Below are 16,561 nucleotides of genomic sequence, written 5' to 3' on the forward strand. Positions count from 1 at the left end.
ATATCCAGTTGGCGTTGCCCCTCCGCGCCGCGTAACGACGGATTCGATGCATAGCATCCTTGGAGCACCGAATGTCGGTGTTTCGGCGGTTGGTAACCGAGGCATCGTGGAAGATCGATGCTCACGGGCATGCACGCCGATCTCTCTTTCCAAGCGTTGTGCAACGCGCGCCCCGTGGTTTGCCGTCAGCGCCGCAGGGCGAGAGTCGACACGACAACTCCTGAAACACCCGAACGATACGGAGGATTTTATCGAACAGAAAAATGGCGATGAAAATCGCAACAAGGGTGCCGCCAGCCAATTTCCACCAACAGCATCACCATGAATCATTTATTCAAACTTTTCTTATCTTCAATAGCAATCATTTTTCTCAACCAAACCGTGGCTGCACAAAACATCGCCGCTCAGGCGGAAGCAAAAGTTATCGACTACGTCGGACCTATTGCGATCAGCCAGCTATACGATTGGTATTACAAAACTCCCAAAAGCTGCGGCGGTCAGTCTCGGCCAGCTTTCCTGTGTAGCGGAGTGATGTTGCGCGCCACCGTGGAAAGTCCCGCTTTCCGGCCGTGGAACCCAAGCCCGGCCTCCGAAGCGAGTGGCGGCGTCTCTTTCTCCTGGATCAGAGCCGACAGTAATTTTTCAAAGCTTGTTTTCGGTTATAAAAATGGATTCATACTATACCCCGGATATAGCGCGCTTCAAGGCAAAGACAGCATCATGGTTCTCTGTGCTTATTCAATGGATGGCGGCACCGACCAGCGCCCTGGGAATGGTTGCGGCGCGTCCGCCAATTACCCTGCCGAGAGCCGCCCCTGCATCGAGCAGGGAATCACAGATGCTCAAAAGTGGATAGAACATTTTGATTCGCTAAAGATAAAATACATCGATCAATGCGGCTGGGATGTCACCAAAGGACACTCTGGCACCGCAGATCATTTTTATCAAAGCATTCTGGCGAGGCAAAAGATGCTTTCGCCATGGTGGGACATCCAAAACGAGTTGCGCGTGGCTACATGGAAGCAAAACAATGGTAAAAAACTTCCGATTCATTCGTTTTTCTACATAGCCGGCGACAACCAGGCCCTAACCAATGCAAAAATCGATCAAAAAACCTTCTATCAGGAATATGGAATTGTAGTTCCGGTGATTGCGATAACTCTTCCAACATCGCAAGGCAAGGAAGCTTCTTTTTCCTATCAACGCAGCGATCAATCTCCGGAAGTTTTGTAACTGAATTGGGGGCTTTGACCCCCAAGCTCGGCATGATGTTCGCCCTGGTCGATACCGTCCGTAACGTGAAGACGTGCCATGTCATCCGATGCGGAATCCATGCTCCGACGTCACTCCAGTGTGGTCCGCACGATACCGGACCCGCCGATTATGCCGGACCGCTTCAATCCTGAGCGGCGCCCTCTCCATGCACGACGGCAGCAATCAGAGACGCACTCAGCAGCAGAAATTCCTGCACTGTATACCCGAGCTTCCGCGCCGCCGACTCGATATGTCGGTAATCACTGGAATCCACCTCCACGATCACTGCCTTACCGTCCACCCAAGCGCTTCTCATTCCTCCTCCTTGCATCCGACTTCTCGTATCTACTCGGCTTCATCCTCGATGCCATTTACAACGTTGCCCGGTACCGAAACACCCCAAAAAAGAGCCGTGACGATCAGCATTCTAATTACCACTATACTCACCAAAAAACCGCCCAAAAAATTTACTAGTAGAAGACAAAGACAAATACAAACCTGAGAAATCCAGATAAGACTATAAGGCAAAGCGTCCATTTTACACATCAGCCAATGCTTATTTTCAATCCAGGCACGTAGGCGCATTCTGGTTTTATTCTTTGATGAGCATAAGCGGTCTATCACTTGCTAAACTTTGCCGAAATTAATTTTGGGGATTCTGAAATGGCTTGGCGCGTTGTGCTCGCAGACGACCATCCCATCATGTTGCTCGGTTGCCGTCTTCTGATTGAGCAGAATGGCATGGAGGTCGTGGGGGAGGCGCGCGACTCGAGCGAGTTGATGTCCATCCTGGCTCACGTCGCCTGCGATATCGTCATCACGGATTTCTCGATGCCCAACACCGGACGCGCCGATGGACTTGCAATGCTGTCGACCCTTCGACGGGATCACGGCGCCTTACCCGTCATCGTGCTCACGAATATGGCGAATGCCGGTTTGTTGCGTGCAATGTTGAACGAAGGCGTACTGGGCATCGTGGAAAAGGGCGCGGAAAAAAGCGAACTGTTCGCTGCCGTTCGCACTGCGCTGCGAGGTGCGATCTACATCAGTGCCAGACTGCAGCGCGAATTGACGAAACTCGGACTGACCGAGATGGAAAGCCAGCGGGCCGCGAATTTGACGCCCCGCGAGTTGGAGGTGCTGCGCCTTCTTGCCAGCGGCAAATCGCCGACGGAAGTCGGCCAGATACTGCATCGGACCATCAAGACCGTCAGCTGGGCGAAGACATCGGCAAAGCGCAAGCTCGGCCTCAAAAGCGATGCCGAACTGTACGAGTATGTCGTCAATCTCGGACTCATTGGCTGATGCCGCTTGCCCGGCCGCGATGGCGGTTGGACGTGGCAGACGGCCCCGGTTCAAGCGTCATGCCCGCCGGAACGATTCGGTTCACGCCCCCATCAACTGAAATGTGCGCGCCGCATCGGCGGCAGCATCGCCATCCCATCGCACGGTAAGTCAATTTTGAAGAACAGCTTGTGGGTCAGCTCGCGGTTGAGCGTGGCCGTCGTCGTCGCGGTCCTGAGCACGTGCCCGATCGAGTCCGTAACGGTTGCAAATGTCGGAGAATCGACGCTTCGGTCGGCGGTGCCCTGGCCGAAGGAACCGACGGTGCCGATACAAACCCATCGCAGGGTCGAGCACTTGACGCTTACGCCGGAAGACCGTAGCTGGCTGGCCTCGCTTCCCCCGATCAAACTGGGCGTGGACCCGGAATGGGCGCCCATTGCCTACCTTGACGCGAACGATCGCCCGAGCGGCATTGCTGCGGACTATCTGGAACATATCTCGGCATCGCTCGGCATTCGCTTTGCTGTCGTGAAAACGAATTCGTGGGCGGAAACCTTGTCTCGCGCGCAGTCGGGTGAACTGGATGCTGCCGTACCGGTCAATACGCCGGTCGCCCGTGACGGGGTCTTGCTCTATAGCGTCCCGTTCATCACGCTCCCGGACGTGGTCGTGACTCGACCTCACGTGTCGCCGCAAGGCATCGTCGATCTAGCCGGCCGCCGGATAGCGGTCTCGGATCCCAGCGAGCTTCCCGCCACGGTACGGCAACAGATGCGCGACGCGGAAATCGTCATGGCCGCGAGCGCTCATCAAGCGATGAGCGCGGTGGCAGAAGGACGTGCCGATGCCTATGTCGGAAACGCGGCGATCGTCGATTTCAACATCCGGAACTATTTCCCCGGCATTCTCAAGATCGCGTCGCCGGCCGATCTCGACAGCCGGCTGAGTATTGCAGTCAACCGCCGCTACGAACGACTGATTCCCCTGATCAACCGCGCGATTGCAGCTATCCCCAAGAGGGAACAACAACGCATTCGAAGCCGATGGCTGTGGCCTCGATATTCGGCGGGCCTGCCATGGAAAACGTTCGAGCTTGTGTTGCTCGGCACCGCGATCGTATTGGCAACCATTACCACTGCATACGTCCGGCTGCGCCGCGAGGTTCGCCGGCGATTGGCAGTTGAGCGCGAACTGGCCGATCAGCTCAGCTTCCGCGAAGCGCTGATGGAATCCCTTCCATACCCATTGGTCGCGAAAGATAGCGCGAACCGATATATCGCACTCAATCACGCTTATGAAACTGCATTCTCGGTGAAGCGCGACGAGCTGATCGGTAAAACGATGCTCGACGCGTCGCCGCTGGATCCCCAATGGAATCGGAGCATCCACGCGATGAGCGAGCGAGTTCAGGATCAGCAACAACCTCATCACGCCGAGGTCAACCTGATGGATCGCGACCAGAAGCAGCGGTCCTGGCTGTACTGGATGCATCCCTTTCAATTGCCGAGCGGAAAGCCGGGCGGGCTGCTCGTCACGTTGGTGGATGTCACCACGATTCGTGATGCAGAACAGCGTGCACGCGCGCTGGATCAACGATTGAGGCGCGTGACCGCCCATCTTCCGGCGGTCGTCTTCGAATTGCGTCGCACTCCGGATGGCGTGCTCCGTTTTCCTTATGTCGGAGGCAATACCCGCGCCATGTGGGATCTGGATGCGCAAACGATGGAAGACGATGCGCTGGCGGCGCTTTCACGGGTGCATCCCGATGACCGACCTCTCATCAAATCGGCTGTCAGGCATTCCGCACGGACCATGCAGCGGGTTTCCATCGATTTTCGCTGCCGTTCCCAGGGATGCGAGCGCTGGATTCACACGGAAGCGACGCCCCAAACCGAGCATGACGGGACGATATTCTGGAGTGGCGTCTGGTCGGATGTCACTCACATCAAGGCGCAAGCCAGGGAACTGGCCCGTGCGAAAGAAGCGGCCGAATTGGCCGCGGCATCGAAAGCGAGATTTCTCGCCACCATGAGCCACGAGATACGCACACCGATGAACGGGATCATAGGGATGCTCGAGCTGTTGCGACACGAGTCGTTGAGCATCAGGCAGCAGCGCATGCTTCACATGATCGGGGAATCCGCGATGACGTTGATGCAGATTCTCGACGACGTCTTGGACTTCTCGAAGATCGATGCAGGACAGTTGGAAATCGTGACCGAACCGACCGACCTGCGCGCGCTCCTGGACGGCGTCAGTGGGGTAGCCGCCACACTCGCCCACGACAAGGGCCTCGTCGTGCGCAATTTCGTCAGCCACCGACTCGCCGCCGAACTCGAGATAGACGGCCTGCGTCTTCGCCAGATTCTATTCAACCTGATGAGCAACGCAATCAAGTTCACGGAAAGCGGCGAGGTCGGCGTACGCGTCGAGATTATCGACTACCGCAATGCGTGCCAGCGCGTTCGCTTCACGGTACACGACACGGGCATCGGCATCACCCCGGCGCAACTGCAATGTCTGTTCGCGCCTTTCACCCAGGCCGACACGTCGATCTCGCGCCGCTTCGGCGGCACCGGTCTGGGGCTGGCCATCTGCAAGCGACTGGTCGAACTGATGCAGGGCTCCATTCGCATCGAAAGCACGCCGCGTGTCGGTACGCACGTGATCGTCGAATTCGACCTGAACGTCCATCTTGTGGCTCGGTCTACGCCGGTCGCAGGCAAGCAGGCCAGTATCGACTTATCCGACATAGCGCTCGCGGCCGCGCTGCGCGAAGTTCTGATGCCGCTCGGCGTCGTCGTGACCGGCGATACGTCGCGGGCAGACATACGCTTTGTGGACGAATGCCGGCTCTTCGAAATCCGCGACGACGGGCTCGTTATCGGCCTGACCGACGAACCCATCCCGACGGGCTACGAGATCTCGCCCGACGGCACGTGTCGGCTCAGCCACAATCCGTTGACATGCGCCGCGGTCGAGGCATTGTGCCTTCATGCCACTGCCGCACCTCGCTTCGCAGGGACCGATACCCGTCCTCCATCCGTTGAATATCCGTCGTCGGGTATTCGAATCCTCGTCGTGGACGACCATCCGATCAATCGGCTCGTCATCGAGGCGCAACTCGCCCGACTCGGCTATACCGCCATTGCGGTCTCCAACGGCACGGACGCACTGCACGCGCTGGACGATTCCGGTATCGCGCTGGTGCTCAGCGATTGCGCGATGCCGGACATGGATGGTTACGACCTGGCGAGACGCATCCGCTCCCGCGAGCCCCGATCGCGGCGCATCCCCATTCTTGCGTTGACGGCCAATGCATTGCCCGACGAAGCGATTCGGTGCGCCGAAGCCGGCATGGACGGCCTGCTCGTCAAACCCACCACGCTGGCGGCACTGCGCGAGCAGCTCGCGCGTTGGGTGCCGGCGTCGCCTTGCCAGATACAGACAGACGCCATGCGCTGGCTTTCCCCGCCCGTCTCGCCTGAAGAACGCACGCACTTGCCCAAGCTGATCCGGGGATTTCTGGTCGAGACCGCGAAGGATATGGCCTTCCTTCAGGCCGCAATACAAAGCGGCAACGCAGTGGCGGCGGCCGAGCATATCCACCGCATCGCCGGCGCCAGCAAATTGTTCGGCTCGGACGTCCTGGCTGATGCCGGCGAGCGATTATCCGAGCGACTTCGAGAGGATGGCGTGACGGGCCAGGAGGCAGCACTGGCGGCGTTTTTCGCACAAGTCGAGCAGTTGACCACCAGACTCAGCACGTTGATGGCCGCACAGCGTGAATAGTGTGGCCACCCGGCGCGAAAAATCGGATTGTGGCGAGCGCCACCTCTAAAATGAAAGTCAGCCCTTTCATTAGCGGGTCGGGCTATTCCGCTCGGCGGCAGCAGTCGATACAGCAGCCTGCTGCATCGTGTATGCCACCTCTCGGCGAAATCACCCTGCGCGATCGTGTCTCCGGCGCAATTGACGCAAAACGTGCCGTGCGCTTCAAAATGCTCGCGACCTCAGCGGGGGCCAACCAAGGGTTGGTCGTCAACATCAGCGATACCACGCCCGACACCTGGGGTGCCGCGAGACTAGTGCCATGCATATCGCCGTGGGACGCATCGGCCGGTGCTCGCGTACCGGTATGGGAGAGAGCCCCGATGTTCGTCCCCGGTGAGCTCAGCGTCACACGTGAATGCGTATTGCCGCCGAGCACGCGACGACCGGCCTGGTTGCTTTTCGTCACTGAAATCATATCCCGACAACCCGGCGATGCATCGATCTCGCTAACGACATCATTGCTGGCGGCAGCGACAACCGTCACGCCTTGCCCCATGAGATCGTCGATAGCGTCCTGAAATGTCCAACTGCAGGCGTCGACCGATGCGACGCTCAGGTTGACTGCCTTTTCAGGACGTCGATTTTCCAGCGCGCGAGTAACCGGCACCGCCGCCCATCGCGTTCCGTCAACTACATCGTTGTACATGCCCCGTGCCATCACGGTGCCGTAGCGTTGCGTCCCGCCTGACGAGGAAAGTAATACGGCTATCATTACAAAAGCGGGGCATAAGAGCGGGAATTTCCTACGATCTTCAATCACGTCGAGCTCGAAAACGTAATTTAACGGTGGCGCGGGCGGCCCTTTCATTGAAAAGAATTATCTTCATAAAATGACCAAACCGCATCAAAAAATCAGCTAGCCTCGCCAAAGCATATCCCGCACGGCGTCTACCAGATCGACATTGGTCTTCACGCCGAACTTCTTCATTGCGTTTGCTTTTTGCGTACTGATCGTTTTCCGACTTCGACTGAGCTTTTCCGCGATTTCCCCGACTGCCATTCCGCGCGACAGAAGCCGTACCACATCAAGCTCGCGCGGTGACAATAAATTGGTTCGCGCCTGCCTGTCACCACCTCGACCCGAATCGCACAGCATATCTCCCGCAATGTCCGGATCCACATACCTTTTCCCGCGCATGACTTTATCGACGATTTTCGGCAAGGAAAGTGAATCGTCACTCGATTTCACAACGAATGCCGATACGCCCTTTTTCATCACGCGCTGGACGGACAGTCCATCCCTCAACTCGGCCAACAGGATAATCTTCACGTTCGGATGGTTTCTGCGGATGGTTTCAAGCATTCGCATCCCGTCCGGCTCCGGATCGTCGCCAAATGCATAATCGCAAATCAACACATCACATTCGCAAGTGCTCAACATCGAGGCCATGCCGGACAACGTATGCGCCTCGGCGACGATTTGCATACTTTCCACACTCGAGAAAATGTGACGCAGGCCCTGCACTATCATCGGATAGGAGTCTGCGACGACAATATTTATCTTCCGTGTCGAAATAAAATCATCTGCATTCATGCCGGACGAAAACGAACTCGAATAGCTCTCTCGATCAATAAAACTCATCGATGGAAATTCCAAACATGACTATCAAAAAACTGTCGTGGCGACACCTCCGACACGACAGAAGGTATCAAGTCACTGCGACAGTACGCTATCCCAAGCTGGAGATCGTGACACCGACGGTCGCGCGAAATCCAATGCCTGAACAATAGCGCTCGACATCGCCGCAAGGGACTAGAAAATTCTCATCGTCGGCGCGAAAAAAGCATATTCGTCGTGCATCATTGCGAAGACCATGGCGCGCGAAAGGCGCTTAGATGCGTTGGTAACCTACATGCGCAGCCCGTCCGGTATGTGCACGTGGCTCATGCCTGCCGTTCTCAGCGCAGATGGCATGTCGCGCCCGATCGAATGGCATTGTTCGATCACGCGTCATGGGGTGCCCACTGGCGGAACGGCTTCCGGATCGCGAGGATTTCGGCTGGGTCGTGAACGCGTCGCCCACTGTCAATACGGGATCAGGCGCGGGTGGTTGATGGAGTCGAAGTACCACTCGCCCAGTTCGGAGAGGGGCTCTCGACGGCGGGAATGATCCCGTGTCGCTTCCCGCCAGTGCGCGAATTCAGCGTCGGTCATGTCAAGTCCTTCGGCCAAGCGCTCTACCGGCACTCCATGCTCGGCCTTGGCTTGCACGTTCGTGCGCATCGTTCGCACCGAGGTGTGCCCGCCACGGTTGTGAGACTTCGTCACTGCCGTCGGGGCGGCAGCGTTGCGCACCGGGTCACGATGCGATACCTCATGCCGTGACATGGCATGCGAATACGGCCCCAGCGCCACCTCCACCTCTACGTCATCAGCGGCCGATACGCGCGCTGGTACCGATTGCCGCGTCGACACACCCGAGATGGAGCCCCGGTAAACGGTGCCTGGAGATGGATGTGCTGGCCCGTTTTCGAGCACATGTGTCGCAAGGCAGCACGACGCCGCGAACGCAAGGCCAGCGGCAAGCGTCCGCCGCAACGAACGGGACGCAGGACGCTGACGCAGCCATGCAGCGTTGCCGGATCCGAAATCCGCCGCGGATGCTTTTGCTTGCTCACGCGAGATTCCGCGGGAGCACAAGTCGAACACGCGTGGCCCGGGGCCGCCCCTTTTCTCACACATGCTACGGCACCGACCGTACGGCGGTGGCACATCCGAAAAAGGGGGCGTAAGCGGGAGCGCGAAACGACCGGTAATGTCCTGCATATCCGTATGTGAGCGACGATTCTGCCGACACGTGACGCGTCGCCCCTCCGTCAATTTGAATGAAGTGCCGAGTATCGCTGTGGGTTCCGACCGCCGTAAATCAGCCAAGGACGAATCAGCGCAATCCGGCGTCGGCCGATTCCCATCCGCCCCCGACTTGCATCCGCAGCAGCGTACTCAGGCGCAAGCACGATGGTGGCAGCCATCGCGAGCAGGACGCTCCCGGCAGCAGCATCTACGGAGTCGTGGCCGGTGCCTGGAGAATCACCATCGATGTCGGCTCCGCCGCAAGCACGCCAGTCGCTATGCTTGTCCAATGGGGTCGCGATTGATCTGGAATGCTTGTGCAGAACGCGCCCCTGTTAAACGCGATGATGCGTTCGTCTAGGCCGGTGAAGCGGCGCTTATGCTTGGGAATCAGGATCGGCTCGAAGCTGCTGTCGCGATCGCGGGGGACGTCGCCCCGGACCGGGCCGCGATCGGTGATGACCGTTTCGCCGCTGGCGCCGTTGCGCTCGTTGGCCTAACCAGGCGGCTTGGACTGGCCCTGCAGGTAGCCAGATGCAGGTTCATCTCGGCGCCCATCGCGCGCTCGATGACTGTCTTGTTGAACGCCAGCATCAGGTCCGGCACCTCGGCAGGCGTCATCGGCCCCTTGACCAACTGGTTCAGCAGTGGCTTGGCCAATTCAGGCAGCGGCCCCCGGGCCGCTGCCTTGGACGCCACCGTCTGCTTCTTCTTCATTGGCGGCATATCCATGATTTTTACACCTCATGACATGCCCGCCCACGAAATCACGGATAGGTCCTTAGTTAGAGGATTTGGCGCCTCTCATGCGTAGCATGTCGATCGTCTTCAACGTCACCTTGTGGCCTCCCGATGAGTAGAGCCCGTCCGACACTTCCTCCACAATGACGACCGTATGCGGACGAATATACTCTCCCGCTATTGCCGCAATCGCGTCGGTAACACCATCCATCATCTGCTGCGTCTTCTCTTGCGAAAACGCGCCTTTCAGCAGCTTCAAGGTGACAACTGGCATTGCTTTTCTCCCATAGGAATTGCCATCACGGCTTTGGGGCGCCCACATCACGAGGCGGGTACGTCCGGAATAAAGACCTTTCAGAGGAGTGCCGGCGTGGCATGGCGCGATCAAAAAACAATATAAAGTGATGCGCGCACTTTCGAAATCAGACAATTCTGATATTTATGAGAAGCGCACAGGCGTAATCTGGCTTTTTGGTTGGCGCACATCGGCCCCATATCATTTGGCAAACTCGGCCGATACTAATTAGTGGGGAGTCTGGAATGGTATGCCGTGTTGTACTCGCAGACGACCATCCGATCATGCTGCTCGGCTGCCGCGTTCTGATCGAGCAGAACGGCCTCGAGGTCGTGGGGGAGGCTCGCGACTCCAGGGAGTTGATGTCGATCTTGGCACGCGTCGCGTGCGATGTCGTGATTACCGATTTCTCGATGCCTAACGCCGGACGTGTCGACGGATTGCCTATGCTCTCGATCATTCGACGAGAACACGCAGCCTTACCGGTCATCGTGCTCACAAACATGGCAAATGCCGGGCTGTTACGCGCGATGTTGAACGAAGGTGTGCTGGGTATCGTCGAGAAAGGAGCGGAAAGGGCCGAACTGTTCGCCGCCGTCCGCGCCGCCCTGAGAGGGGCAGTCTACATCAGTGCCAAGCTGCAGCTCGAACTATCGAAGCTTGGGCTGACCGAAGCGGAAAGCCGGCGTGCTGCTAATTTGACTCCTCGAGAGCTCGAAGTGTTACGCCTTCTCGGCAGCGGTAAATCACCGGCTGAAGTCAGCCAGGTTCTCCATCGGACAATCAAAACGGTCAGCTGGGCCAAGATATCGGCAAAGCGCAAGCTTGGCCTCAAAAGCGATGCGGAACTCTACGAGTACGTCGCCAATCTCGGGCTCAACGGTTGACACTACCCTCCTCGCTGCGAGCGCCATTGGACGTCACGGTTCTCCCGGCTCAGGATCCATGCCCCAAAGCGATGAGGTACACGGCGCGTTGAAACGCCGTATACGGCGCGCGTTGCAACGTACTCCACATAATCCGTTATTTTGAAGAATACCTTTTGGATAAGTGCCCGGTCGAGCAGTCTCATTGCCATAGTCGTCCTGACTATGAGTCTGATCGATTCGGCAACGGTTGAAAATATCGAAGCATCAGCGCTTCGGTTGACGCTACCTTCGCCGACAAACCCGGTGTCGCCGCCGCAGATTCCTGACGAGGCCCACGGTTTGGCGCTCACGGCAGATGAGCGACGCTGGCTGGCTTCGCTGCCTCCGATCAAACTTGGCATTGACCCTGACTGGGCACCGATCGCCTACATTGATGCCAATGGTCGCCCGAGTGGCATCGTCGCCGACTATCTGGCGTATATCTCGAAATCCCTTGGCATCCGCTTCGCACTGGTGAAAACGAAGTCGTGGGCAGAGACCTTGTCCCTGGCGCGATCAGGTGAAGTGGATGCCGCCGCGCCTGTCAATGCACCGACGGGGCACGGCGACGACTTGCTCTACAGCACCCCGTTTATTACCCTTCCCGACGTCATCGTTACCCGTCCCCACGCGCTGCCGCAAGGCATCGTCGATCTCGCTGGCCGTCGAATCGTTATTTCGGATCCAAGCGAGCTTCCCGCTCAGGTATTGCGCCAACTGCCAGACGCCGATATTGCCGTGGCCGCGAACGCCTATCACGCGATGCAAGAGGTAGCGGAGGGGCGCGCCGACGCGTATCTCGGAAACGCAGCGATCGTCGATTTCAACATCAGGAGCTATTTTCCGGGTGCTCTCAAGATTGCATCACCTGCCAATATCGAGAGTCGGTTGACCATTTCAATAAACCGCCGCTATGAGAGACTGGTACCTATAATTAATCATGCGATCGCCGCGATGCCAAAAATGGAGCAGCAACGGATTCGAAGCCGTTGGCTTTGGCCTCGCTATTCAGTCGGACTGCCATGGAGGACCTTCGAGCTTACGTTACTAGGCGCTGCGATCATATTGGAGATCATTATCATCGCGTACATCCGGCTTCGTCACGAAGTCCGTCAGCGGCTGGCGGTCGAGCATGAGCTGGCAGACCAGCTTAGCTTTCGTGAAGCGCTAATGGAGTCACTACCGTATCCGCTGGCCGCCAAAGATAGTGCGAACCGATATATCGCGCTCAACCATGCCTATGAAACCGCATTCTCGGTGAAGCGCGAGGACTTGATTGGTCGAACAACGCTGGAAGCTTTACCGGTGGAGCCCGCATGGAGTATGCAAATCCACACGATGAGCGAGCAAGTCCAGGATCAAAATCGAGCCCATCATGCCGAGGTCAACCTGATGGACGGCGACCATAAGCTGCGATCCTGGTTGTACTGGATGCATCCGTTTCAATTACCAAGCGGAAAACCAGGCGGCCTTCTCGTGACGTTGGTCGATGTGACGACCATTCGCGACGCAGAACAACGTGCGCGTGCTCTGGATCAACGTTTAAGACGCGTGACTTCTCATCTTCCGGTGGTCGTCTTCGAACTTCGTCGTACACCGGATGGTGCGCTAAGGTTTCCTTATGTAGGTGGTAATACGCGTGCCATGTGGGATCTGGATGCGCCGACGATGGAAGCCGATGCGCTTGCGGCGCTCTCGCGGGTTCACCCCGACGACAGGTCTCTCATTAAAACCGCCGTCGAGTACTCGGCGCTTACCATGACGCCGATCTCCATCGATTTTCGATGTGTGTCACATGGCCGCGAGCGATGGATCCACACCGAAGCGACGCCGCAAACGGAGCCAGACGGCATGATGTTCTGGAGCGGAGTCTGGTCGGACGTCACTCACGCGAAGGCGCAGGGGGAAGAGCTCGCCCGCGCGAAAGAAGCGGCTGAAATAGCGGCAGCGTCAAAGTCGCGTTTTCTCGCCACCATGAGCCACGAGATCCGCACGCCGATGAACGGGATCATAGGGATGTTGGAACTGTTGCACCACGAATCGTTGAACACAAAGCAGCAACGGATGCTTCACATGATCGGGGAATCTGCGATGACGTTGATGCAGATTCTCGACGACGTTCTCGATTTCTCAAAGATAGATGCCGGACACTTGGAGATCGTGACGGAGCCGACTGATCTACGGGCGCTCGTGGACGGCGTCAGCGCCATAGCCTCTACGTTGGCCCACGATAAGGGTCTTATCGTTCGTAATTCCGTCAGTAACCAACTTGCCGCCGAATTGAAAGTCGACGGCCTGCGGCTTCGCCAGATTCTCATCAATCTGATAAGCAACGCGATCAAGTTCACGGAAAACGGCGAGGTCGGCATCAGCATCTCGGTCTTCGACCAACGGCAGGCATGCCAACGTGTGCAGTTCACGGTACATGATACGGGCATCGGCATCGCGCCCGCGCAACTGCAATGCCTGTTTGCGCCTTTCACGCAGGCCGACACTTCGATCGTACGCCGCTTCGGCGGCACTGGATTGGGTTTGGCCATTTGCAAACGCTTGGTCGAGCTGATGCATGGATCCATTCACATTGAGAGCACGCCGGGTTTCGGCACTCGAGTCACGGTTGAACTGGACCTGGACGTACAGCTGCAGATCCGTTCCACGCCGCTAGCGGGAAAACATGCACATATCGCGTCGTCCGACCCGGCGCTAGCCGCATCGTTACGCGAACTCTTGACACCGCTAGGTATCATCCCTGCGGGAGCCGCCTCACAGGCCGACATACACTTTGTCGACGAAAGTCGACTCGAGGCAATCGATAACGACAAGCCAGCTATCGGACTAACGGCCGACCCGATTCCAACGGGCTACGAGATCGCGGCTGACGGCACGTGTCGGCTCAGCCACAATCCGTTGATGTACTCCGCGGTCGAAGCACTTTGTCTACATGTCGTCGGTGCAACTCGATCCGCCGCGACCGATATCCGGCATCTGCAGGTCGAATATCAAACGTCGGGAATTCAAGTTCTTGTCGTCGACGACCATCCGGTCAATCGCCTGGTCATCAAGGCGCAACTTGAACGACTCGGTTATACCGCTGTTGCGGTATCCAACGGCATGGACGCACTCCGAGTACTGGACGATTCCGACTTCGCATTGATACTCACCGATTGCGCGATGCCGGAGATGGACGGCTATGAGTTGACGAAACGCATCCGCTCCCGGGAACATCGATCACGGGATACCCCCATTGTTGCCTTGACTGCAAGCGCGTTGCCCGATGAAGCAATCCGATGCGCGGAAGCCGGCATGGACGGCCTGCTCGTCAAACCGACAACCTTGGCCGTGCTGCGTGACAAACTCGCGCATTGGATTGGAATTTCGCCTTGCTCGACCCGAACAGACTCGACGAGCAGTCTGGCCCGGAATTTCTCGCCCGAAGAAGGCGCATACCCGCCGATATTGATTCAAGGGTTCGTGACAGAGACCTTGAAGGATATTGCTTTCCTTCAGGCAGCAGTAGCCGACAAAAACGCGGTAGCCGCCGCCGACCGCATCCATCGGATAGCTGGCGCAAGCAAATTGTTCGGCTCAGGTGCTTTGGGGGATTACGGGGAAAAACTGGCCGGCCAACTTCGGCTGGGTGACCTCTCGGGTCACGAGGCGGCACTGGCGGTCTTTTGCACCAAAGTCGAACAACTCATCACACGGCTTAACAAGGCACGCACCCGTGGCGAGTGATCCGCCATGTCGAAACACGCCGGATTTCCAGATCATTTGCGCCGCTGCGACGAACACGAACAGCAGGACGACCTTCCTGAAAATTTCAGGGGACATCTTGTCCCGCAGCGGACGAACCAGCCACATGCCGGCAATCGCTGGCAGCGTGGCGGCCGCCGAGATCGCGAGATCCGCACCGCTCGCCTGCGCCGCGCCACTGAACGTAGTGAGCAGCGTGACGACCGAAACCACGAGGATGATCGCGATCTGCTTCGTAAACGCCCGGCCGCTCGCGCCGGACGAAATCAGGTAAGTGGCCAGCAACGGGCCGGGAACCGATGCAATGCTCTCCGTCACTGCCGCACCGAAGCCGAGCGCGAAACCAACAGGTTTGCGCCACGCGGGTGCCAAATTGAACTTCGGTGCCGCGAGCATCAGTGTCGCGACCACAATCAGTACTGCGCCAGAGGCTGCCTGTGCGTGACCCGAGTTCAGCGAAAGCAGGATCGCCACGCCGACGATATTACCTAACACCGTCCCCGCGATCGGCGCGGCGATCTTCCGCGCCGTCGCAAGCACCTGGCCACCTTCGAGCGCCTGCGGAATGTTGCCGAGAATGATCGGCATGGACAGCAGCAATACTGCATCCCGAATCGGCATGAACTGGCTGACGATCGGCATCGCGATCAGCGGCACGCCGATGCCGGTAATGCCCTTGGCCATTCCGCCCAGTACAAGCGCAACAACGATCCCGATTAGGTCGAATGTCGGAAGCACCTGCAGGCTGGAAGCCAGCACCCCTTCTGCCACATTGAATTGCATCATTGAATGACGTGTCTCGGCATATCTGTCAGCAGTCGATGTCGATCGCGCCTGTAGGGATCAACCACGCCCCAAGTTGCCATGAAATAACCGGTTAATTCCGCCGTCCAAATGAGCGAGCCGCGCACGACTCAAAATCTCGCCTCAGCACGGTCAAATCAGTCTTGACGCTCCAATACCGCATCACGCGCAATCCGATGGCCCGCGCAACATCATCCTCCAACAAATCATCTCGTCGAGTATATTGCCACGCATTCGACCTATCATCCAACTCAATAGCATACAACAAACCTCCATTGCTCCCACGAACCGCGAAATCGAAAACCTTTTTATTATATGATTTGATATCCGATTTATCATTATGCTCAACATCAACGAGCTCTTTCAAAGCAACTTGCTTGAAAATGTCCGCCTCCGGCAATGCAGTGCACAATCGATCATAAAACTCTGACTCCTGCGCAGCGGTAAGTGTCCGATGTCCATGAGGAGCTGCCCCCGCGAGCAAAGGTTTCGGCTCGCTTTTTATCATTGGACCGCGCCTCGCGGTGAGCTTATCCGTGCAGTCAGGATGACTTCCGACGTCAGGCACTGCCGTTCCGGCCGCTCGTCCACGCTCCACAAGCAACTCGCCCCCGAACTGCGCACGCCCCGGCGCGAGCGGCTCAACTCCCTTCGCAAGACTTTGACGCTCGACCCCCGAACCACTTTCCGATTGCCGCCTATATTTTCGCGAACGCCTTACCCCGTTCACGCCAAGAGCGACAAAAGCCGTACCGACAATCGCAAGAAAAACCAGCAACAGAACCATCATGGTTTTAATTATATTTGGAAACATGAATTTTCTTTAACGCTCGAAAATCGATCAAGTCTCCCGTGACAATCCGCAACACCTCGCCACCCAATCATCTTAAT

General features: G+C 57.5%; 11 protein-coding genes and 2 pseudogenes. 6 read left to right on the forward strand and 7 right to left on the reverse strand.

Annotation, left to right across the window (positions count from 1 at the left end; translation table 11 throughout):
* The first annotated feature begins 46 nt into the window (after positions 1 to 46).
* The 4 genes from KR541_RS34780 (at position 47) to KR541_RS34795 (ending at position 6,333) form a co-directional block, all read left to right on the forward strand.
* Positions 47 to 325: a hypothetical protein gene (locus tag KR541_RS34780; RefSeq protein ID WP_143328940.1), complete on the forward strand. Its 279-nt coding sequence runs from the start codon at positions 47 to 49 to the stop codon at positions 323 to 325.
* Positions 322 to 1,233, forward strand: a complete 912-nt coding sequence (locus KR541_RS34785) for an N-acyl homoserine lactonase (RefSeq protein WP_143328939.1) — start codon at positions 322 to 324, stop codon at positions 1,231 to 1,233. The genes KR541_RS34780 and KR541_RS34785 overlap by 4 nt, the downstream gene beginning before the upstream one ends.
* A gap of 684 nt (positions 1,234 to 1,917) precedes the next feature.
* Positions 1,918 to 2,559, forward strand: coding sequence for a response regulator (locus tag KR541_RS34790; RefSeq protein ID WP_050014196.1), 642 nt, complete (start codon positions 1,918 to 1,920; stop codon positions 2,557 to 2,559).
* A 156-nt stretch (positions 2,560 to 2,715) separates the two neighbouring features.
* The gene (locus tag KR541_RS34795; protein ID WP_252996717.1) at positions 2,716 to 6,333 is read left to right on the forward strand and encodes an ATP-binding protein; all 3,618 of its coding nucleotides are present in this window, start codon (positions 2,716 to 2,718) and stop codon (positions 6,331 to 6,333) included.
* An 82-nt stretch (positions 6,334 to 6,415) separates the two neighbouring features.
* Here KR541_RS34795 and KR541_RS34800 read toward each other — a convergent pair whose 3' ends face one another.
* From KR541_RS34800 to KR541_RS34820, 5 genes and pseudogenes are all read right to left on the reverse strand, one after another.
* Entirely contained in the window at positions 6,416 to 7,135 is a 720-nt protein-coding gene (locus tag KR541_RS34800) for a S8 family serine peptidase (RefSeq protein ID WP_216090252.1), read from the reverse strand.
* A 96-nt stretch (positions 7,136 to 7,231) separates the two neighbouring features.
* Entirely contained in the window at positions 7,232 to 7,957 is a 726-nt protein-coding gene (locus tag KR541_RS34805) for a LuxR C-terminal-related transcriptional regulator (RefSeq protein WP_060314375.1), read from the reverse strand.
* Between the two features lie 444 nt (positions 7,958 to 8,401).
* On the reverse strand, positions 8,402 to 8,599 hold the full coding sequence (locus KR541_RS34810; RefSeq protein WP_143328938.1) for a hypothetical protein: 198 nt from the start codon (positions 8,597 to 8,599) through the stop codon (positions 8,402 to 8,404).
* A gap of 910 nt (positions 8,600 to 9,509) precedes the next feature.
* Positions 9,510 to 9,886: pseudogene (locus tag KR541_RS34815) on the reverse strand (transposase); the annotation flags it as partial.
* 64 nt (positions 9,887 to 9,950) lie between these two features.
* Positions 9,951 to 10,184: a tautomerase family protein gene (locus tag KR541_RS34820; RefSeq protein WP_050014192.1), complete on the reverse strand. Its 234-nt coding sequence runs from the start codon at positions 10,182 to 10,184 to the stop codon at positions 9,951 to 9,953.
* A 266-nt stretch (positions 10,185 to 10,450) separates the two neighbouring features.
* Between KR541_RS34820 and KR541_RS34825 the strand changes: the two genes are divergently transcribed.
* Together KR541_RS34825 and KR541_RS34830 are read left to right on the forward strand one after the other, a co-directional pair.
* Positions 10,451 to 11,092 (forward strand): response regulator, encoded by a 642-nt coding sequence (locus KR541_RS34825; protein WP_060733600.1) that lies wholly within the window; start codon positions 10,451 to 10,453, stop codon positions 11,090 to 11,092.
* 204 nt (positions 11,093 to 11,296) lie between these two features.
* Positions 11,297 to 14,458 (forward strand): annotated as a pseudogene (locus tag KR541_RS34830) (ATP-binding protein); the annotation flags it as partial.
* Positions 14,459 to 14,698: 240 nt separating this feature from the next.
* Here the strand turns inward: KR541_RS34830 and KR541_RS34835 are convergent.
* Together KR541_RS34835 and KR541_RS34840 are read right to left on the reverse strand one after the other, a co-directional pair.
* A complete protein-coding gene (locus KR541_RS34835) occupies positions 14,699 to 15,652 on the reverse strand; it encodes a sulfite exporter TauE/SafE family protein (protein ID WP_252996718.1) in 954 nt (317 codons plus the stop codon).
* 91 nt (positions 15,653 to 15,743) lie between these two features.
* Positions 15,744 to 16,484 (reverse strand): DUF2726 domain-containing protein, encoded by a 741-nt coding sequence (locus KR541_RS34840; protein WP_080334272.1) that lies wholly within the window; start codon positions 16,482 to 16,484, stop codon positions 15,744 to 15,746.
* Positions 16,485 to 16,561 lie beyond the last annotated feature (77 nt).

It is taken from the genome of Burkholderia sola, assembly GCF_905400185.1.
GTDB classification, from domain to species: domain Bacteria; phylum Pseudomonadota; class Gammaproteobacteria; order Burkholderiales; family Burkholderiaceae; genus Burkholderia; species Burkholderia sola.